20 protein-coding genes are annotated in these 18,185 nt (G+C 64.5%); 12 read left to right on the top strand and 8 right to left on the bottom strand.

Going from position 1 to position 18,185, the window contains the following annotated elements; all coding sequences use genetic code 11:
- Positions 1-82: 82 nt before the first annotated feature.
- Together MMB74_RS03255 and MMB74_RS03260 are read right to left on the bottom strand one after the other, a co-directional pair.
- Positions 83-730: a hypothetical protein gene (locus tag MMB74_RS03255; RefSeq protein WP_277427176.1), complete on the bottom strand. Its 648-nt coding sequence runs from the start codon at positions 728-730 to the stop codon at positions 83-85.
- A gap of 141 nt (positions 731-871) precedes the next feature.
- On the bottom strand, positions 872-1,360 hold the full coding sequence (locus MMB74_RS03260; protein ID WP_277427177.1) for an Lrp/AsnC family transcriptional regulator: 489 nt from the start codon (positions 1,358-1,360) through the stop codon (positions 872-874).
- A gap of 130 nt (positions 1,361-1,490) precedes the next feature.
- On the opposite strand from MMB74_RS03260, the gene kynB reads away from it, so the two are divergent.
- The 3 genes from kynB to kynA all read left to right on the top strand — a co-directional run bounded on the left by kynB (position 1,491) and on the right by kynA (position 4,452).
- Positions 1,491-2,117: an arylformamidase gene (kynB, locus tag MMB74_RS03265; protein ID WP_277427178.1), complete on the top strand. Its 627-nt coding sequence runs from the start codon at positions 1,491-1,493 to the stop codon at positions 2,115-2,117.
- 95 nt (positions 2,118-2,212) lie between these two features.
- Complete coding sequence (gene kynU / locus MMB74_RS03270) at positions 2,213-3,463, top strand: kynureninase (protein ID WP_277427179.1); 1,251 nt, start codon at positions 2,213-2,215, stop codon at positions 3,461-3,463.
- Between the two features lie 17 nt (positions 3,464-3,480).
- Positions 3,481-4,452, top strand: coding sequence for a tryptophan 2,3-dioxygenase (kynA, locus tag MMB74_RS03275; RefSeq protein WP_277427180.1), 972 nt, complete (start codon positions 3,481-3,483; stop codon positions 4,450-4,452).
- A gap of 52 nt (positions 4,453-4,504) precedes the next feature.
- Here kynA and MMB74_RS03280 read toward each other — a convergent pair whose 3' ends face one another.
- Positions 4,505-5,293, bottom strand: coding sequence for a hypothetical protein (locus tag MMB74_RS03280; protein ID WP_346780665.1), 789 nt, complete (start codon positions 5,291-5,293; stop codon positions 4,505-4,507).
- 354 nt (positions 5,294-5,647) lie between these two features.
- Between MMB74_RS03280 and MMB74_RS03285 the strand changes: the two genes are divergently transcribed.
- The 7 genes from MMB74_RS03285 (at position 5,648) to MMB74_RS03315 (ending at position 13,068) form a co-directional block, all read left to right on the top strand.
- The gene (locus MMB74_RS03285) at positions 5,648-6,121 is read left to right on the top strand and encodes a Fur family transcriptional regulator (RefSeq protein WP_277427182.1); all 474 of its coding nucleotides are present in this window, start codon (positions 5,648-5,650) and stop codon (positions 6,119-6,121) included.
- A gap of 74 nt (positions 6,122-6,195) precedes the next feature.
- The gene (locus MMB74_RS03290) at positions 6,196-7,065 is read left to right on the top strand and encodes a zinc ABC transporter substrate-binding protein (RefSeq protein ID WP_277427705.1); all 870 of its coding nucleotides are present in this window, start codon (positions 6,196-6,198) and stop codon (positions 7,063-7,065) included.
- Complete coding sequence (locus tag MMB74_RS03295) at positions 7,062-8,117, top strand: ATP-binding cassette domain-containing protein (protein ID WP_277427183.1); 1,056 nt, start codon at positions 7,062-7,064, stop codon at positions 8,115-8,117. Before MMB74_RS03290 ends, MMB74_RS03295 begins: the two co-directional genes overlap by 4 nt.
- Positions 8,110-8,892, top strand: coding sequence for a metal ABC transporter permease (locus tag MMB74_RS03300; protein ID WP_277427184.1), 783 nt, complete (start codon positions 8,110-8,112; stop codon positions 8,890-8,892). The genes MMB74_RS03295 and MMB74_RS03300 overlap by 8 nt, the downstream gene beginning before the upstream one ends.
- Before the next feature lie 136 nt (positions 8,893-9,028).
- Entirely contained in the window at positions 9,029-10,426 is a 1,398-nt protein-coding gene (dalD, locus tag MMB74_RS03305; RefSeq protein ID WP_277427185.1) for a D-arabinitol 4-dehydrogenase, read from the top strand.
- A 121-nt stretch (positions 10,427-10,547) separates the two neighbouring features.
- Complete coding sequence (gene xylB, locus MMB74_RS03310; protein WP_277427186.1) at positions 10,548-12,029, top strand: xylulokinase; 1,482 nt, start codon at positions 10,548-10,550, stop codon at positions 12,027-12,029.
- Between the two features lie 40 nt (positions 12,030-12,069).
- Complete coding sequence (locus tag MMB74_RS03315) at positions 12,070-13,068, top strand: sugar-binding transcriptional regulator (RefSeq protein ID WP_277427187.1); 999 nt, start codon at positions 12,070-12,072, stop codon at positions 13,066-13,068.
- A 12-nt stretch (positions 13,069-13,080) separates the two neighbouring features.
- Here MMB74_RS03315 and MMB74_RS03320 read toward each other — a convergent pair whose 3' ends face one another.
- The gene (locus MMB74_RS03320; RefSeq protein WP_277427188.1) at positions 13,081-13,527 is read right to left on the bottom strand and encodes an SRPBCC family protein; all 447 of its coding nucleotides are present in this window, start codon (positions 13,525-13,527) and stop codon (positions 13,081-13,083) included.
- A gap of 297 nt (positions 13,528-13,824) precedes the next feature.
- On the opposite strand from MMB74_RS03320, the gene MMB74_RS03325 reads away from it, so the two are divergent.
- Together MMB74_RS03325 and MMB74_RS03330 are read left to right on the top strand one after the other, a co-directional pair.
- Positions 13,825-14,103: a BrnT family toxin gene (locus tag MMB74_RS03325; protein WP_277427189.1), complete on the top strand. Its 279-nt coding sequence runs from the start codon at positions 13,825-13,827 to the stop codon at positions 14,101-14,103.
- Positions 14,081-14,338, top strand: coding sequence for a BrnA antitoxin family protein (locus MMB74_RS03330; protein WP_277427190.1), 258 nt, complete (start codon positions 14,081-14,083; stop codon positions 14,336-14,338). Before MMB74_RS03325 ends, MMB74_RS03330 begins: the two co-directional genes overlap by 23 nt.
- A 152-nt stretch (positions 14,339-14,490) precedes the next feature.
- On the opposite strand, the gene ugpC is transcribed toward MMB74_RS03330, so the two are convergent.
- From ugpC to MMB74_RS03350, 4 genes are read right to left on the bottom strand one after another with little or no spacing between them, the layout of a single operon-like run.
- The gene (ugpC, locus tag MMB74_RS03335; protein ID WP_277427191.1) at positions 14,491-15,639 is read right to left on the bottom strand and encodes a sn-glycerol-3-phosphate ABC transporter ATP-binding protein UgpC; all 1,149 of its coding nucleotides are present in this window, start codon (positions 15,637-15,639) and stop codon (positions 14,491-14,493) included.
- The gene (locus MMB74_RS03340; protein WP_277427192.1) at positions 15,627-16,391 is read right to left on the bottom strand and encodes an HAD family phosphatase; all 765 of its coding nucleotides are present in this window, start codon (positions 16,389-16,391) and stop codon (positions 15,627-15,629) included. Before MMB74_RS03340 ends, ugpC begins: the two co-directional genes overlap by 13 nt.
- Positions 16,388-17,251, bottom strand: a complete 864-nt coding sequence (locus MMB74_RS03345) for a carbohydrate ABC transporter permease (RefSeq protein WP_277427193.1) — start codon at positions 17,249-17,251, stop codon at positions 16,388-16,390. Before MMB74_RS03345 ends, MMB74_RS03340 begins: the two co-directional genes overlap by 4 nt.
- Positions 17,248-18,183, bottom strand: coding sequence for a sugar ABC transporter permease (locus MMB74_RS03350; protein WP_277427194.1), 936 nt, complete (start codon positions 18,181-18,183; stop codon positions 17,248-17,250). Before MMB74_RS03350 ends, MMB74_RS03345 begins: the two co-directional genes overlap by 4 nt.
- Positions 18,184-18,185 lie beyond the last annotated feature (2 nt).

Raw genomic sequence — 18,185 nt, forward strand, 5'->3', positions numbered from 1 at the left:
AGCCAGCTTCTAGCGCCGCAGCGCACCCGGCGGGCGATCCGCGCGGCGCGGATCGATCCACCCATGCCATCTGACCCCACGATCACACCCACGTCGCTTGGGCGCCGTAGCGCCGGCTCGCGCCGCCCGGCGGCACGACGAAGCGGTTGCCTTTGACGATCTTGACCCGCTCGGCGTCGGGTAGCTTCTCCGTGGCGTTGCGCATCAGCAGGTCCATCGTGCCGATGGCTTCGTAACCGTATGTGCGCGGCCCGCTCGCGGGCGTTTCGAGAATCAGCGTTTGCGTGCGCGACACGTCCTTGTAGCCGATCAACCAGCCCACCCCGATGTCCCGGCTCGACAGATGAGCGACGAGCCGGTCGAGGAACGTACCCTTGCCGATCAGGCACCCTTTGAACGCAAGCAGGCCGACTTCCTTCAGGCCGCATACCGCGAGCAATTTCGCGACTTGTCCGCTGCCGAGGATCGTGCGCTGCAGCGCCAATCCGTCGGGCAGCCCGTGGCTGACGACGATCAGCTTCGTTCCAAGGCTGCTGAACGACAACGATCCCGGTTCGAGCGGCTTGAACCCCAACGGAGGTTGCCCGGCCAGCGAGCGCCCAGGCGGATATCGAAACGAGAAGCTTCGCTCGGTGGGAATGCTATAGCGCTCGCGCCAGACATACGCCGCATCTCTGATGACCCGATCGGCGGGATCCAGAAGAACGATGGCCGCTTCTTTCCACTTCATTCGTGCCTCCATGCAAAGGTCGCAAAGAGCGCACAACCTACGGCGACGCTAGCCGACAAGCGCATTCGAGCCGCCATCTAGGACCGAATTACCCTCGCCCGAGCGCCATTTTCGATTCTTCTTACGTCTGGCGCGTCCGCGCTAGCGCGGCGCGCCTTCGGCCACGACCGGGACGCCCGAGTCCTCTTTCAATGTCTGGAGCACGATATTGGAGCGGATGTCCATGACGCCGGGCGCCTTGTACAGCTTGTTCAGCACGAAGTCCGAGTAATGCTTGAGATTGTGCGCAAGCACGTGCAGCAGGTAATGGCTTTCCCCGGTGATGACGAACGCCCCGACGACTTCCGGCCAGGCGCGCACGGCGTCGGCGAACCGTTCATGCCAATTTTCCTGATCGTTGCGCATTGAAACCTGAACGAAAGCTTCGAGCTCGAAACCCAGCGCCTCGCGGTTCAGGCAGGCCCGGTAGCGCTCGATCACGCCTTGCTCTTCCAATAACCGCAGCCTGCGCAAACACGCCGACGGCGACAAAGAAATACGGTCTGCCAGATCCAGATTGCTGATCCGACCTTCGTTTTGCAGGACGCTCAGGATGCGGCAATCCGTGGCGTCTAGCGAGATCGCGTTCATTTTTGGCCCCCTTTTTAGGTTTATCTCGAATTATGTTCTAGTCCGCCCCGTTGGTGGCGAGAATTTCGCAAGCACTTTGCGCGCGAAGTTGCCTATCATCGACGCAACGCTTGCGCACGAGTGAGGAGACATGCAGGAGACAATTTGGGACATCTCCCCGCCGATCGGCGCGGATACGCCGGTCTGGCCCGGCGACACGCCGGTGGGCGTCGAGCGCGTATGGCGCATGGAAGCCGGCTCGCCCGTCAATGTCGCGCGGCTCACTTGCTCGCCTCACACGGGCGCGCACGCCGATGCGCCGCTGCACTACGATGCGCACGGCGCCGCAATCGGAGCCGTGCCCCTCGCTCCCTACTTGGGCCCGTGCCGCGTCATCCATTGCATCGGCGCCGCGCCGCTCGTCTTGCGCGAGCACGTCGCCCCGTATGCCGACGCCCTGCCCCCGCGCGTGTTGTTGCGCACTTACGCGCGCGCCCCCGTCGCGCGCTGGGACAGCACTTTTTGCGCCGTGGCTCCCGAGACCATCGATTTTCTTGCGCAGCGCGGCGTCACGCTGATCGGCATCGACACGCCCTCGCTCGACCCGCAGGAGTCCAAGACCATGGACGCTCATGGGCGCGTGCGCGCTCAACGGATGTCGATCTTGGAAGGACTCGTGCTCGATGATGTCGACCCCGGCGATTACGAGTTGATCGCATTGCCGCTCAAGTTCACCGCGCTCGACGCGAGCCCTGTGCGGGCCGTGCTCAGGCGATAACCGCGGCGCATTCGCCGCCGAGTTCGCACCGGTCGCTTCGGCTTTTCTCCACACGCGCGCCGACCTTTCATTGCCTTCAACCCTTCGATGACATCATGAAGACTCGTAACGATGCGATCGCGCTCGACGGCGACGATCCCCTTGCACGGTTGCGCGACCGCTTCGCGCTGACCCCCGACGTCATTTATCTCGACGGCAACTCCCTCGGGGTGCCGCCCATTGCCGCCGCCGCCCGGGCGCAAGAGGTCATCGCGCACGAGTGGACCGAAGGGCTCATTCGCAGTTGGAACGCCGCGGGCTGGTTCGCGTTGCCGCGCCGTCTCGGCGATAAGCTCGCACCGCTCGTCGGCGCCGCACCCGACGAGCTAGTCGTCACCGACACGATCTCGGTCAATTTATTCAAGTTGCTGTCCGCCGCGCTCAAGATGGCTAGCGAGCGCGATTCCGGCAGGCGCGTGATCGTCTCGGAACGGGCCAACTTTCCGACCGACCTGTACATCGCCCAAGGACTCATCGAGCAGTTAGATCGGGGCTATACGTTGCGGCTCGTCGACGATCCCGCCGAGTTGCCCGACGCTATCGACGAGGACACGGCCGTCGCGATGATCACGCACGTCAACTACCGAACCGGCCACATGCACGACATGGCCGCGCTCACCCAGGTCATTCAGCGCGCGGGCGCGCTCGCGCTGTGGGATCTCGCCCATTCGGCCGGCGCGGTGCCCGTCGATCTGAATGGCGTGCATGCCGATTTCGCCGTCGGCTGCACCTACAAGTACCTGAACGGCGGCCCCGGCTCGCCCGCTTTCGCGTGGGTCGCCAAACGCCATCAGGACGCGTTGGCGCAACCCCTGTCGGGCTGGTGGGGACATCGCGCCCCGTTCGAAATGGATCCGGTTTATGCGCCGGGCCAAGGCATCGGCCGCTTTCTGTGCGGCACCCAGCCGATCGTCTCGATGTCGCTCGTCGAAGCGGGGCTGGACGTGTTTCTCGCCACCGATATGCAAGCGATCCGGCGAAAGTCGTTGGCGCTCACCGATGCGTTCATCGAACTCGTGCACACCCGTTGCGCCGGGCAGCCGCTGACGCTCGTCACGCCGCGCGCGCACGCGCAGCGCGGCTCGCATGTCAGCTTCGAGCATCCGCACGGTTACGAAGTCATGCAGGCCTTGATCGCCCGCGGCGTGATCGGCGACTACCGCGAACCGCGCGTATTGCGGTTCGGTTTTACGCCGCTCTATACGCGCTTCGTCGACGTGTGGGATGCCGTCGAGACGCTGCGCGACGTGCTGGAAACCAATGCGTGGCGCGCGCCCGAATTCGCCGCCCGGCACTCGGTCACCTGAATGGAAAGGAGCCGGAAATGACTGAACATATGCGCTTATCCGACCTGCCAGATACGCAGGAAAGTGCGCCGCGCAACATAGGCGGCTGTCCGTTCGGCCACGGGGGCACCGGCGCCGATCAAGCCGAAGGTGACATTCCGAAGGCTGCGCCGCATGTGCCGCAAGGCGACGCAGGCTGGCACGACGCGCAGCTCGATTTCTCGAAATCGATGAGTTACGGCGACTACCTCTCGCTCGGCTCGATTCTGCACGCGCAGCACCCGCGTTCCCCAGACCACAACGAGATGCTGTTCATCATTCAGCATCAAACCAGCGAGCTTTGGATGAAGCTCGCGCTTTACGAATTGCGCGCGGCGCTCGGTTGCGTGCAGCGCGACGAGCTGCCGCCGGCGTTCAAGATGCTGGCGCGCGTCTCGCGCATCATGGAGCAGCTCGTGCAGGCGTGGAACGTCCTTGCGACGATGACGCCGTCGGAATATACGGCGATGCGCCCTTATCTCGGTTCGTCGTCGGGCTTCCAGTCGTATCAGTACCGGCAGATCGAGTTCGTGCTCGGCAACAAAAACGCGCTGATGCTGGGGCCGCATGCGCATCGGCCCGACGTGCTCGCTGAGGTAAAGGCCGCGCTCGAAGCGCCCTCGTTCTACGACGAAGTCGTTCGCCTGCTCGCGCGGCGCGGGTTTTCGATCGCGCCGGAGCGCCTCGAGCGCGATTGGACCGAGCCGACCGTCCACGATGCCTCCGTCGAAGCGGCATGGCTGCAGGTGTATCGCAACCCGGCCGAGCATTGGGAACTGTACGAGATGGCCGAAGAGCTGGTCGATCTCGAAGATGCGTTCCGGCAATGGCGATTCCGCCATGTCACGACCGTCGAACGAATCATCGGCTACAAGCAGGGCACGGGCGGCACGAGCGGAGCGCCTTATCTTCGCAAGATGCTCGACGTCGTGCTGTTTCCCGAGCTTTGGCACGTACGGACCATGTTGTAGGTTCGGCGCCGCGCTCCTGTATCGGCCGGGGCGCGACAAGCCGGAGGCCGCGTCAGGTCGGGCCAAGCTTGGCAAGGCTGCGCGCATACCAATCTGGGAACGGCTTCACCACGGTCGCAGCGGCAAGCGGTTGTTGGGCGACCGAGAGCAGGGAAAAGGAAGCAAAGGCAAGCGCCGGCCCGTGATAGGAAAAGTCGCAATACTTGATCAGCGCCGCGCTGCCTGCGATGAATCTCGCCATTGCGTTCGGTTCGATATCGACGAGCGGCCCTTCGACGCCCACCTCGGGAAACTGATGCGCGGTGATATCGACGAAGAACACCACCCCGTCCATCCTCGCCAGCACGACCATGTGATTGCGCATGTCGTCGCCGATGCCGTCCCACATGCCCAGTACGCGCAACTGCGTGACATAACCAGCCCTGAATAAGACGTCGCACGCCACGCGGGATGCTTCGTAGCATTTCGCATGCGGGGTCTTGATAAAGCGCGCGAGATCTTTGCTCGACGCGATGAGACGGGTCAGGCGGTCTATTTCTCGTTGAACCCGCGGGGTTCTCTCGATTACTGCGATTTCACGCGTGGTTTCGCACGACAGACCGATACCGGCCACATAATCCGCAGCGGTAGCGAGCAGCGCCGCATGGTGCAAGAGGGCAAGGACGGGCCGGTCCCCAAACGGCTCCGCACGGAGCCCGGGAGGGGGAAGACGCCTGGCGGCGAGCTCCATGCGCCGGCGGCCGGACTCGATCGTTGCCGCCCGCACCGAGCCCGGTCGCGCCTGACGACTCGGGGCGGGACGCGCGTCTCTCTTGGTCGGCGGCAAGCAGCAAAAACCCATGGTAGCGATTGGACAAGTCTGCGTCGTGCAAGCCCGGCGCCCACCGCCGCTCACGCGGCTACATCGAGCAACGATAGCCTGTCGCGCTTAGGCGCTCCACCATCGGCGGCTCGGGTGGCCGCATCTATGCCAACATTTGCGAGTTCGCCGCGGATAGGGCATCGCGCGAGCGCCGCGCACGCAGCGCACGGGCCGCACCCGATGCCACGGTGGATTACACCGGCCAAACTACGCAGCGCCCGCGGCGCATGCAGGCCGGCTCGCGTCCTTGCAAACGGCATCGCGCACATCGGAGCGCATCATCGATTGATATGTTATATCATGTCATCGATACATGACCCCCGGAACGATTCTATGTCGGCCGATACCCTCTCCTTGAGCGAGCGCCTTGCCCTTGCCGACGCCTACGCCGCCGAGCACGGCTTGACGCTCACGCAATTGCGGCGTCAGGTCTATGCGCTCGTCGCCGAGGCCGGCAAGCCCATCGGCGCTTACGATCTGCTCGCCGCGCTCGAGCCGGAGCGCGGCCGTGTGCCGCCCACGACCGTCTACCGCGCGCTCGACTTTCTCGTCGAACACGGTTTCGTGCACCGCATCGAATCGCGCAACGCCTTCGTCGCCTGCTGCGAGATCGGCAAGCCGCATCAGAGCCAATTCCTCATCTGCGAACGCTGCGGCGACACGCTCGAAATCCCCGGCGAAGAGCTCGCTGAACGGCTCTCGTCGTCACCGCCCGCGCACGGCTTCGAAGTGCACAAGCAAGTCGTCGAATTGAGCGGGCTCTGTAGCGACTGCAAACGCAAACGAGCCCCGGCTTCACCGCGGTGACCTCGAGCAATGCTCAATTAGGAGAACGAATGAATTCGATCCGAGCGATCGCCCGCGCTGCCTTGCGCATCGGGATGGCGCTGGGCCTGACGACCGTGGCGGCATTAGCGCCTTGCACGCCTGCGGTGGCAGCGCAAGCGCGCGTGAGCGTCGTCGCCGCCGAGAATTTTTACGGCGACGTCGTCAAGCAACTGGGCGGCGATTACGTCGACGTGACGAGCATTCTCAGCAATCCGGACGAAGATCCGCATCTATTCGAGGCCAGCCCCAAAACGGCGCGCGCGCTGCACAGCGCGACGCTCGTCGTCTATAACGGCGCGGCCTACGATCCGTGGATGCAGAAGCTGCTCGCCGCGTCGCCCTCGCCTAAACGCACCGTCATCGTGGCGGCGGCGCTCGTCGGCGCCAAACCCGGCGACAATCCTCATCTCTGGTACAAACCGCAAACCATGCCCGCCGTTGCCCGCGCGGTGAGTGCCGCACTTGCGGCGGCAGATCCCGCACATCGCGCGCAATACGACGCGAATCTGGCCCGCTTCATCGAATCGCTCAAGCCCATCGACGCGCGCATCGCCCGGCTGGGCAAATCGTATGCGGGCGCCCCGGTGACCGCGACCGAGCCCGTCGCCGGCTATCTATCCGATGCGATCGGCCTTTCGATGCGCAACACGCGCTTTCAGTTGTCGGTCATGAACGGCACCGAGCCCGCGGCCTCCGATATCGTCGCCTTCGAGCAAGACTTGCGCGGCAAACGCGTGCGCGCCCTCATCTACAACGCGCAAGCCGTCAGCAAATTGACCGAGCGCATGCTGGGGCTGGCAAAGCAAGCGCAAGTGCCGGCCGTGCGCGTCACCGAAACCGAGCCGGCCGGACAGACATATCAACAGTGGATGAGCGGACAAATCGACTCGCTCGCAAAAGCACTGGGGGATAGCCAGCCATGAACGACGAAAGGGAGCGCCGCGCGCAGCCTTCGGCCGCGGTCCGCCATCCTCCCGCGAGCAGCCCGGCCCTCGAACTCGAGCATGTTTCGCTCGAGCTCGCTGGGCGCGCGATCCTGAAAGATGCAAACCTTGCCATCGAAGAAGGCGAGTTCATCGGCGTGCTCGGCGCTAACGGCGCAGGCAAAACCACGCTCATGCGCGCGGTGCTCGGTCTGGTCCCCGTGGCGCGCGGCGCGATCCGCATCGGCGGACGCACCGTGGAACGCGGCAATCCGTTGATCGGCTACATGCCGCAAACGCGCAGCGCACTCGCGAGCCGGCGCGTGCTCGGACGCGAATTTGTCGCGATGGCCGCCGACGGGCATCGGTGGGGGCTGCCGCTCGCCGATGCGGCGACGCGCGCGGACGTCGAGCGTGTGCTCGATCTTGTCGGCGGGCAAGCGCTGGCCGCCCGCCCTCTATCGGAACTCTCGGGCGGCGAGCGCCAACGGCTGCTGCTCGCGCAATGCCTGCTCGGCAAACCGCGGCTGTTGTTGCTCGACGAGCCTCTCATTAGCCTCGATCCCCATCGTCAGAGAATCGTCGTCGAACTCGTGCGCCGCGTGCAGCGAGAGCTGGGCATCACCGTTCTGTTCTCCGCGCACGAACTGAACCCGTTGCTCCAAGCCATCGATCGCGTGCTTTACCTCGGCAACGGCGCGGCGGCACTCGGCACCGTCGATGAAGTGATCACGCGGCCCGTGCTGTCACGGCTCTACGGTGCGCCCATCGATGTCGTGCGCGTGGGCGGGCGTATCTTCGTCATGTCCGGCGACGTGGAAGTCGAAAAGCACGATCACGGGCATGAGCATGAGCATGAGCATGAGCATGAGCATGAGCATGAGCATGAGCACGAGCACGAGCACGAGCACGAGCACGAGCACGAGCACGAGCACGAGCATGGCAAGGGCCCAGCGAATCACATGAGCGGCCCCAAGCACGCCGCGCACGGTCACGGCCATTCGCACGAACACGAACACGGACAGGGACAGGGACACACGCACGATGTTTGAATACGACTTCATGGTGAATGCGTTCGCGGCGTCCGGAATCGTCGCCGTGCTCGCAGGCATCGTCGGCTATTTCCTCGTATTGCGCGGACAAACGTTCGCCGGACATGCGCTGTCGCACGTCGGGTTCACCGGCGCAACCGGCGCGGCGCTCGTCGGCATCTCGCCGCTCTGGGGCATGATCGGCTTCACGTTGGCGGCAGGCGTATCGATGGGCGCACTCGGCGAACGCCTGTCCGGCCGCGATGTCGCAATCGGCGTCGTGCTCTCGCTCGCGCTCGGTTGCGGCCTGCTGTTCCTGCACTTCTTCACGGCCTATGCGACGCAAGTCACGGCGCTGCTGTTCGGCAATGTGCTGGGCGTCACAACGTCGACGCTCTTCGTACTCGCCGGTATCGGCGCCGCGAGCCTGCTCGCATTGGGCGCAATAACACGGCCTCTGCTGTTCGCAACGCTGCAACCCGAGCTTGCCGAAGCCAAAGGCGTGTCGCTGCGCCTGGTCTCGGTGCTGTTTCTCGCGATCGCGGCGCTCGCCGTCGCGGCCTGCACTCAAATCGTCGGCGTGCTCCTCGTTTTCACCTTGATGGTGGGTCCGGCCGCCGCCGCACAGAACCTGTCGACGCGGCTGGCGACGGGCGTGGGCCTTGCCGCCCTGTTCGCGCTGGCGCAGGCGTGGCTCGGCGTAACGTTGGCTTTCTATACCGATTGGCCGACGAGCTTTTGGATCACGGCCTTGTCCGCCCTCGTTTACGGCGCGAGCCTACTGCGCCGGCGATAGCGGCGCATTCCCACTCGTTAGCGCCCCCCTTTCCGAACTCGCCTTCGTTGCAGCGCGCCTTGACTTTCGCGCGCCGCAAACCGATCATTCGCTCATCCGGAGAACAAAAGATCCGATTTGGAGCGGGAGACAAACGATGGCTAGCGAGCGCGGCATAGGTTCGAATTTCATCTTGCACTTGGGTGTGGGTTCGTTTCATCGCGCCCACCAGGCCTGGTATCTGCACCGGCTGGCCGCCGCGACGCCGCCCGGGGAGGCGCGCTGGTCCCTCACCGTGGGCAATATTCGGGGCGATATGAACGCCACGCTCGATGCGCTCGCGAAACAGAATGGCGTCTACACGCTCGAGACGGTTACGCCACAAGGGGAGCGCGCCTACGAAACGATTCGTTCGATCGAGCGCGTGCTGCCGTGGTCGGCGACCCTGGCACCGCTCGTCGAAGCCGGCGCCGATCCGGCCTGCAAGATCATTTCGTTTACGGTGACCGAAGGCGGCTATTACCTGGACGAACACGATCGGCTCGATACCGTCAATCCGGACCTGGCCGCCGATCTGGCGGGCGGGCGCACGACGATCTACGGCGCGCTCGCCGCCATCCTCGAGGCGCGGCGAGCGGCCGGTTCGGGCGCGGTCACGCTGCAAAGCTGCGACAACTTGCGCAGCAACGGCGAGCGCTTCGAGGCCGGCATGCGGGCGTTTCTCGCGGCGCGCGGCGAGACGGCGCTGCTCGAGTGGTTCGAGCACAATACTGCCTGCCCCAATTCGATGGTCGATCGCATCACGCCGCGCCCGACCGAGGAAGTGCGCACTCGCGTGCTCGAGGCGACCGGCGTGCCGGACGCCTGCCCGGTGATGGGCGAGGCGTTCATCCAGTGGGTCATCGAAGATCGCTTCAAGGCCGGCCGGCCCGCATGGGAACGCGTCGGCGCGGAGCTCGTCGATTCGGTCCATCCGTACGAAGAAGCGAAGATCCGCATTCTGAACGCAAGCCACAGCTGCATTGCTTGGGCGGGCACGCTGGTCGGCCACACCTACATTCACGAAGGCACCGCCGATCCCGACGTGCGCCGGTTGGCGTTCGAGTACGTGACGCAAGACGTGATCCCCTGTTTGACGCCGAGCCCGCTCGATCTGGCGCGGTACCGCGACGTCGTGCTCGATCGCTTCAGCAACCCGTACATCCAGGACACGAATCAGCGCGTCGCGGCGGACGGTTTCTCGAAGATTCCCGGCTTCATCGCACCGACGCTGGCGGAGTGCTTCGCCCGCAACGCGCAGCCCAACGCCACGGCGATCTTGCCGGCGCTGTTCTTCCGTTTTCTCGACCGCTGGCGCCAAGGCGCGTTGCCTTACGCCTATCAAGACGGATTGCTCGACGAAGCGGCAGTGCGAGCATGGTTCGCCGCACCCAACCCGCTCGCGCAGTTCTGCGCCGCGCGCACGCTTTGGGGCGGCATGGCGCAAGATGCGCGGCTGCTACGCGTGATCGAAGCTGCGCTGGAACGCGTCGACGCCTGGCTCGCCTCGCGCTGAGGCGCGCTCCTCGAGCACATTGGCGCATTGCGCGCTGCGCGGCTAAAGTAGCGCATTCGCGTTTTCGTCTTCGTTGTCGTCTTCGCCACGATTCACCGCATCGACCAAGGGGCCGCCCGCCATGTATCTCGGCATCGACCTAGGCACGTCAGAAGTCAAAGTCTTGTTGCTCTCGCCCGACGCACGCGTGCTTGCCACGGCCGGCTCGCCCTTTCACGTCTCGCGCCCGCACCCGCGCTGGGCAGAGCAAGACCCGGCCGACTGGTGGCGCGGCACCTGCGAAGCCATCGCGAAGCTGCGCGCCGTGTGTCCCGACGCGTTCGCACAAGTGCGCGGCATCGGCCTATCGGGGCAAATGCACGGCGCCGTCTTGCTCGATGCGGCGGATCGCGTGCTGCGCCCGGCCATCCTGTGGAATGACATGCGCAGCGTCGCGGAATGCGACGAACTCACCGAGCGAGCGCCCCAATTGCACGCGGTGGCGGGCAATCTGGCGATGCCGGGCTTCACCGCACCGAAGCTGCTGTGGGTCGCGCGGCACGAGCCCGATATTTTTCGTCGCACCGCATGCGTGCTGCTGCCCAAGGACTATCTGCGGCTGCGCATGACGGGCGAGAAAGTCTCCGATCCGTCCGACGCCGCCGGCACGCTCTGGCTCGACGTCGCGCGGCGCGATTGGTCCGATGCGCTGCTCGAGGCCTGCGATATGAGCCGTGCGCAGATGCCCGCGCTTTGCGAAGGCAGCGCGCCCTCTGGCGTGCTGCGCCGCGAGATCGCACGCGAATGGGGGCTCGACAAGGAAGTCGTCGTCGCAGCCGGGGGCGGCGACAACGCAACGAGTGCGATCGGCATCGGCGCAACCGAACCGGGCGATGGCTTCGTCTCGCTCGGCACCTCGGGCGTCCTGTGCGTGGTCGGCGACCGCTTCTCCCCTAATCCGGCCTCTGCCGTGCATGCGTTCTGCCATGCGATTCCCGACCGCTGGCATCAGATGAGCGTCGTGCTCTCGGCCGCGAGCTGCCTGCGCTGGGTCTGCAAGCTGACCGGCACGGACGAGCCGACGCTCGTTGGCGAAGCCGCCGCGCTCACGCCCGACGCACTGGAATCGGCGCCGATCTTTCTGCCTTACCTTTCGGGCGAGCGCACGCCGCATAACGATCCGTACGCGCAAGGCGTCTTCTTCGGCATGACGCACGCGACCGATCGCGCGCAGCTCGGCTACGCGGTGCTCGAAGGCGTCACGCTCGCGCTAACCGACGGGCTCGACGCGCTCGCGGCCGCCGGCACCGCGCCGAGCGCATTCTCGCTGCTCGGTGGCGGTGCGCGCAGTGCGTTTTGGGCGCAGCTCTTGGCCGATGCGCTCGCCACCACGACACGTCAGCACGGAGGCGGCGAAACGGGCGCGGCCCTGGGCGCGGCGCGCTTGGGCTGGCTTGCTGCGGGTGGCGAGCCGCGAGAAGTCCTGACCAAACCGCCCGTGGTCGCACAATTCACGCCGAACCCGCAGCGTCACGCGCAATTGCGCGCGCGCCTAACCGCGTACCGCGAGCTCTACCGCCACGTGCGGCCGCTGTTCGAGCCCTCGCGCGCGCGGCTGGCTTGATATTCTCCGTCGCAGTTTCATCCGCTCAGCGCATACGACCGTGTCCAAATCCAACGAAAAGCTCGACCTGGCAACACGCGCGGCGTGGCTCTACTACGTCGCGGGCAATACGCAAAACGAGATCGCCGAAAAGCTGCAGGTGTCGCGCCCTGTCGCGCAGCGTCTCGTTGCGTTCGCCGTCGAGAAGAATCTCGTGCGAGTGCGCATCGAGCACCGGCTCGCCGATTGCCTGACGCTGGCCGAGCAGCTCAAGGCCCGCTATGGCCTATCGATGTGCGAAGTCGTTCCCGTCGACGACGACACACCCGAAGCGGTCGATCGCAAGCTCGCCGTCGCCGGCGCGCAGGTCATGGAGCGCTACTTGGCCGAGGAAAAGCCGATGATCGTCTCGGTCAGCAGCGGGCGAACGCTGAAAGCCGCCGTCGATCAGCTCGCGCAAATCGACCGGCCGCAGCATCGGCTCGTCTCGATGGTCGGCGCGATCGCGCAGGACGGTTCGTCCAACCGCTACGACGTCGCACTGCGTATTTCGGAAAAGACGGGTGGCAAGCACTTTCTGCTGCCTGCTCCGCTGATCGCCGACAGCGAGGCAGAGCGCGCGCAGTGGGTCAATCACCGGCTTTACCGCATCGTCGAATCGTTGATGGCGAAGGCGGACGTGTCGTTCGTCGGTATCGGCGACATTGGCCCGAAATGTCCCTTGCATATCGACGGGTTCATTACCGCGGCTGAAGTCGCCGAGTTGACCGGCCGCGGCGCCGTGGCCGAAATGTTGGGACTGCCGATCGATGCCAACGGCGCGCCGGTCGATTCGCCGACCGGGCGACGCGTGACCAGCGTTCCGCTCGACTCTCCGCCCAAACGCCCGACGATCGCCTTTGCCGGCGGTGCGCGCAAACATGGCGCCGTGCTCGCGGTGCTCAAGGGCGGCTGGCTATCGGGGCTCGTCACGGACGAGGCATGCGCCCGCGCTGCACTCGGCGATGGCGAGCACCCGGCCAAGCGCGCCAAAGGACGCAGCGCGCATGCGAACGCCTGATCGCAATCTTCGCTATTGCCGGATTTCCGCTTCGACGAGCAACTTCAAGAGGGCCAGCGACTCCTGCCACCCGAGATAGCAGGCTTGCGCGGGAATGACTTCCGGTATGCCCTCTTGGACGATGTTCACCTCGGTGCCGAAAGGCGTTTGCGTGAGCGTCACCGTCGTTTGCATTTGGCCGGGCAGGTTCGGGTCGTCGAACTTGCCGGTGTAGCGGATCCGCTCGTTCGGCACCAGTTCTAGATAATCTCCGCCGAACGAATGCCCATCCCCCGTCGTGAAATTAGTGAACGACATCCTGTAGTTGCCGCCCACTTCGGCCTGAAGGTGATGCACGGTGCCGGTGAATCCATTGGGCGGAAGCCATTTCGCCAACGCCGCCGCATCGAGAAAGGCTCGGTAGATACGTTCGGGCGTGGCGCGCAAGACGCGGTGCAGGCGGACGGTATTCGTAGGCATGTTGGGCTCCTTGGTGGACTCGTTCGGCGAAGGGACGGCCCCTTCGATCCTACTCGACGAACAAGGCCGCCCAAAATCGACAAGGACCCGCCCCGCTTATCGCACGCTTCGAGCGCTTTCTCTTCGTCCTGTTAAATCGTCGATGCGCCCGCATCCGGCAGCCTATCCCTCACATTCCCCAATCGCTTCTCTCGAGCGGCAGAACCCGCTCGGTGGACAGTCGACGTTCGCCGGCAGGGGGTGAGGCCCTCTAGCGCGTGCATACAAATGTCAATACACTTGCAAAGTAGATGAGCTGTGGAGTTCGAATGGGACGAAAGGAAGAATCGAATCAACATCCTCAAACACGGGATCGATTTCGCCGATGCAATCGACGTGTTCAACCACCCTGTGCTCACGGCGTTCGACGGCCGCGAAGACTATGGTGAAGAGCGCAGGATTGCCCTCGGGTGGATGAAGGCGATCATGGCCGTCGTCGTGTACGTGGAGCGCTATGGCCCGGTCATACGCATCGTCTCCGCTCGCAAAGCAACCAAGCATGAGGTCAAACGTTATGAGCAAAGCGTCAAGAACTGACTGGAAACGCGTCGAGAAGCTGAAAGAGGAGCACATCGACACCAGCGACATCCCTGAACTGGGCGAGGATTTCTTCGCTCGCGCCGAAGTGCACGTCCCACCGAAACAGGCGGTGACGATGCGGCTCGACGTTGACGTGCTGAACTGGTTCAAGGCGCAAGGCCAAGGCTACCAAACGCGCATCAACAAACTGCTGCGGGCCTATATGCTCGCCCACCAGGGGCGGCACGCATAACAGCGATGCGGTTCGACTAGCGCGCCGAGCGTTGCGCGCGGAAAGCCTGTCTCGCGCCAACCGGATCCGCACCCGTCGCGTCTGATCGATGTGCGCCCGGCCTGCGCGCCGTCGCGCGGCGCGCGTGGGCTCGGTTACGCCGCCCTTTTCATTCAGGCCGCCGACAACACCTCCACGATCTTGCGCTCGTACGCAAGCCCTTCCTCGTCGAACAGGTGGCAATGTTCCGGGTCCGCGCCAAGCACGATCGTCTCGTTTCGCTCGTGCCGCTCGAGCGGCGGGATGCGTGCGATCAGCCCGTCGGGCGCAACCGGCGTTTCCGCATACAGGTAGGCCGCGTCGCCGAGCGATTCGACCGTCGTCGTGCGCGCCGCGACGCCGTACACGTTGGCACCGCCCGCCTGCCGCGGATGCAAATGCTCGGGACGAATGCCCACGGTCACGCGCGCACCCAGTTGCAGCGTGCGCACGTTCGATGAAGTCACGGCGCGCGTCTCGACTGCCACGCGCTGCGTTTCCCCCGTTGCATAGCGCACGAGCACGCCGTCGTCGACGATCTGCTCGACGACGCCATCGAGGAAATTCATCTTCGGCGATCCGATGAACCCGGCGACGAACCGATTGGCCGGCGCATGATAAAGCCGGTTGGGACTGCCCACCTGCTCGACGTTGCCCGCCGACATCACGACGATCTTGTCGGCAAGCGTCATTGCCTCGACCTGGTCGTGCGTCACGTAGATCATCGTCGTCTTCAATTCGTCGTGAAGCCGCGCGAATTCGAGCCGCATCTTCACGCGCAATGCGGCATCCAGATTCGATAGCGGCTCGTCGAACAAGAACACCTTCGGCTTGCGCGTGATGGCGCGTCCGATCGCCACGCGCTGACGCTGGCCGCCCGAGAGCTGCTTGGGCTTGCGGTCGAGCAAATGATCGATGTGCAAGATCTTCGCCGCATTGCGCACCGCCTCGTCGATCTCCGGCTTCTTGGCTCCCGCAAGCTTCAGCCCGAACGCCATGTTGTCGTAGAGCGACATGTGCGGGTAAAGCGCGTACGACTGGAACACCATCGCGATTCCGCGCTTGGCCGGCGGCACGTCGTTGACACGCGCCGTATCGATCAGCAATTCGCCGCCGCTGATGCTCTCGAGCCCTGCGATCATCCGCAGCAACGTCGATTTACCGCAGCCGCTCGGCCCCACGAACACGACGAACTCGCCATCGGCGATATCGAGGTTCACGTTGTGTAAAACCTCATTTTCCTCGTAACGTTTGGCGATGCCGCGCAAGGTCAAGCTTGCCATGATCCGTCTCCTTTCCCATTCACCGCCGTGCGCGCCGTATCGGCGAAGCCGGCCATCCATTGATCGACAAGCGCAGGCAATGCGCGCATATCGTCGAATATTTGCTGTGCGCCCGCCTGCACGAGCGCGTCGACGTGAGCGCGGCCGCCGTGCCCCGCATGCGTGCCGCCCGCAAAACCGAGCACGAGCATGCCCGCCGCGGTGGCGGCGGCGACGCCCGCCGCGCTATCCTCGACGACCAGGCAAGCGTTGCTCGCAACGCCGAGCGCCTCGGCCGCGGCGATATAGATATCGGGAGCGGGCTTGGGCCGCGGCACGCGATCGGCGCAAAACACGCGCGCGCCGAAAAACCGAGCGAGGCCGGTGCGCGCGAGCACGGCTTCGACATAAGCCGTAAAGCTATTGCTCGCGCAGGCCTTGGTCAGCGCTATTTGCCCGAGCGCCGCCTCCACGCCCGCAACGATCGGCGCTTGCTGCGCCGCCGCCTCGACGCTGCGCCGGATCGCATCCATCTCGACGGCCGCAAGCGTTTCGCCGAATGCAGCGGCGCTCGCCTCGAGCACGCGTTCGATGCGCAAGCCAAGCAGCGGTAATACGACCGGCTCTACGTCGACATGCGGCCAGCGCGCTTGCAACTCGCTCACGAGCATCTTCGCCGCGACGGCTTCGCTGTCGATCAGCACGCCGTCGCAATCGCAAATCAGCACTCGATCGCGCCGCAACGCCTCTGCGTTGGTGGTCGATGCCGTCATTTGACGGCTCCGAAGGTCAGACCGCGCACCAACTGCTTTTGCGATACCCAGCCCACGAGCAAAATGGGCGCGACCGCAAGCAGCGAAGCCGCGGACAGCTTCGCCCAAAACAACCCTTCGGGACTGGAGTACGAAGCGATGAACACGGTCAGCGGTGCGGCGCTCGAACTGGACAGGTTGATGCTCCAGAACGCTTCGTTCCACGACAGAATCACGAGCAAGAGCGCAGTCGAGGCCAATCCGGGCAACGCCATCGGCATCAACAGATAGACGATCTCCTGCCATGTCGCGGCCCCGTCGATCCGGCCCGCTTCGAGAATGTCGCGCGGAATCTCGTTGAAGTAGGTGAACGCCATCCACACGGCGATCGGCAGGTTCATCAACGTATAGACGATGACGAGCCCCGTTACCGTATCGAGCAGGCCCGCGTTCTTCCAAATCAAATAGATCGGCACGAGCACGCCCACCGACGGCATCATCTTCGTCGACAGCATCCACAGCAGCAGCTTTTGCGTGCGGCGCGTCGGGAAGAACGCCATGGTGTAAGCAGCGGGCACGGCAAGCAGCAGGCTCAGCACGGTGACGCCCGCCGACACGAGGATCGAGTTGCGCGCGAACAGAAAGTAGTCGCTGCGCGCCAGGACTTCCCGGAAACTGTCGAGCGTCGGCGTGAAGATCAGCGACATCGAGTATGCGTCGCGCTCGGTCTTGAACGCCGTGATCGTCATCCAAAAGATCGGGAAGAACAACGCGAGCGCGATGATCCAGGCGAGCAGGCCCGGCAGCGCCCGCTTCACCGCGTCCAAGGCTGGCGCTTGCGCGAGCCCGGCTCGCGCGGAGGGTACGGTTGGATGGCTCATGCTTCGTATTCTCCCTTCAAGTTCTTCGCCAGCATGCGCACGAGGAAGAACGCGACGATGTTGGCGAGCACCACGGCCAGAATGCCCCCCGCCGATGCAAGACCGACATCGAACTGTTGCAGGCCCAGCGCATAGATCAAATACGAAAGGATCGTCGTCGCATTGCCGGGGCCGCCCGAAGTGGTCGTATAGATTTCAGCGAAGATCGACAGCAAGAAGATCGTCTCCATCATCACCACGACCGCGATCGCGCGCCGCAAGTGAGGCAGCGTGATATAGAAAAACATCGCGATCGGGCCGGCGCCGTCGATGCGCGCGGCTTCCTTTTGCTCTTCGTCGAGCGATTGAATCGCCGTGAACAGGATCAAGAACGCGAACGGCAGCCACTGCCAGGCGACGATCACGGTGATGGCCGACAACGGATAGGTGGCGAACCAATCGACCGGCTGCATGCCGAGCGAGCGCATCGCGGCTGCGGCCACCCCGTACACCGGGTGCAACATCATGTTCTTCCAAATCAGCGCACTGACCGTCGGCATGACGAAGAAAGGGCCGATCGCGAGCAGGCGCGCAATGCCTTGGCCGATGAACTTCCGATCGAACAGCAGCGCCATCAAGATGCCGCCCACGACCGTGATCACGAGCACGGAGCCGATCAGCTCGAGCGTGTGCACGATCGACGGCACGAAGGAAGGATCGGTGACCAGATAGCGGTAGTTGTCCAACCCCGCGAAACCTTTCTCGTCGGGATTGAGCAAGTTGTATCGCGAGAACGAATACCAGATCGTCATGGCGAGCGGTATCGTCATCCACAGCACCAGCACGGCGACCGAGGGGGCCGCCAGCCAACGCGTCGATCCGGCGCGCCGCTCAGGGGTGGGCAAGGCGTCTTGCTCCGCGGCGTGCGAGAGCGGCATATGAAGATGTCCCATCG

The organism is Trinickia sp. Y13, assembly GCF_029522115.1.
Classification (GTDB): domain Bacteria; phylum Pseudomonadota; class Gammaproteobacteria; order Burkholderiales; family Burkholderiaceae; genus Trinickia.

Bases quoted from the DNA above. Each gene is read 5' to 3' on its own strand.
- MMB74_RS03255 (WP_277427176.1), bottom strand. From the start codon at position 730: ATGAAGTGGAAAGAAGCGGCCATCGTTCTTCTGGATCCCGCCGATCGG.
- MMB74_RS03300 (WP_277427184.1), top strand. From the start codon at position 8,110: ATGTTTGAATACGACTTCATGGTGAATGCGTTCGCGGCGTCCGGAATC.
- ugpC (WP_277427191.1), bottom strand. From the start codon at position 15,639: ATGGCAAGCTTGACCTTGCGCGGCATCGCCAAACGTTACGAGGAAAAT.
- MMB74_RS03350 (WP_277427194.1), bottom strand. From the start codon at position 18,183: ATGGGACATCTTCATATGCCGCTCTCGCACGCCGCGGAGCAAGACGCC.
- kynA (WP_277427180.1), top strand. From the start codon at position 3,481: ATGACTGAACATATGCGCTTATCCGACCTGCCAGATACGCAGGAAAGT.
- MMB74_RS03280 (WP_346780665.1), bottom strand. From the start codon at position 5,293: ATGGGTTTTTGCTGCTTGCCGCCGACCAAGAGAGACGCGCGTCCCGCC.
- MMB74_RS03345 (WP_277427193.1), bottom strand. From the start codon at position 17,251: ATGAGCCATCCAACCGTACCCTCCGCGCGAGCCGGGCTCGCGCAAGCG.
- MMB74_RS03330 (WP_277427190.1), top strand. From the start codon at position 14,081: ATGAGCAAAGCGTCAAGAACTGACTGGAAACGCGTCGAGAAGCTGAAA.
- MMB74_RS03320 (WP_277427188.1), bottom strand. From the start codon at position 13,527: ATGCCTACGAATACCGTCCGCCTGCACCGCGTCTTGCGCGCCACGCCC.
- dalD (WP_277427185.1), top strand. From the start codon at position 9,029: ATGGCTAGCGAGCGCGGCATAGGTTCGAATTTCATCTTGCACTTGGGT.
- MMB74_RS03340 (WP_277427192.1), bottom strand. From the start codon at position 16,391: ATGACGGCATCGACCACCAACGCAGAGGCGTTGCGGCGCGATCGAGTG.
- kynU (WP_277427179.1), top strand. From the start codon at position 2,213: ATGAAGACTCGTAACGATGCGATCGCGCTCGACGGCGACGATCCCCTT.
- MMB74_RS03285 (WP_277427182.1), top strand. From the start codon at position 5,648: ATGTCGGCCGATACCCTCTCCTTGAGCGAGCGCCTTGCCCTTGCCGAC.
- xylB (WP_277427186.1), top strand. From the start codon at position 10,548: ATGTATCTCGGCATCGACCTAGGCACGTCAGAAGTCAAAGTCTTGTTG.
- kynB (WP_277427178.1), top strand. From the start codon at position 1,491: ATGCAGGAGACAATTTGGGACATCTCCCCGCCGATCGGCGCGGATACG.
- MMB74_RS03260 (WP_277427177.1), bottom strand. From the start codon at position 1,360: ATGAACGCGATCTCGCTAGACGCCACGGATTGCCGCATCCTGAGCGTC.
- MMB74_RS03290 (WP_277427705.1), top strand. From the start codon at position 6,196: ATGGCGCTGGGCCTGACGACCGTGGCGGCATTAGCGCCTTGCACGCCT.
- MMB74_RS03295 (WP_277427183.1), top strand. From the start codon at position 7,062: ATGAACGACGAAAGGGAGCGCCGCGCGCAGCCTTCGGCCGCGGTCCGC.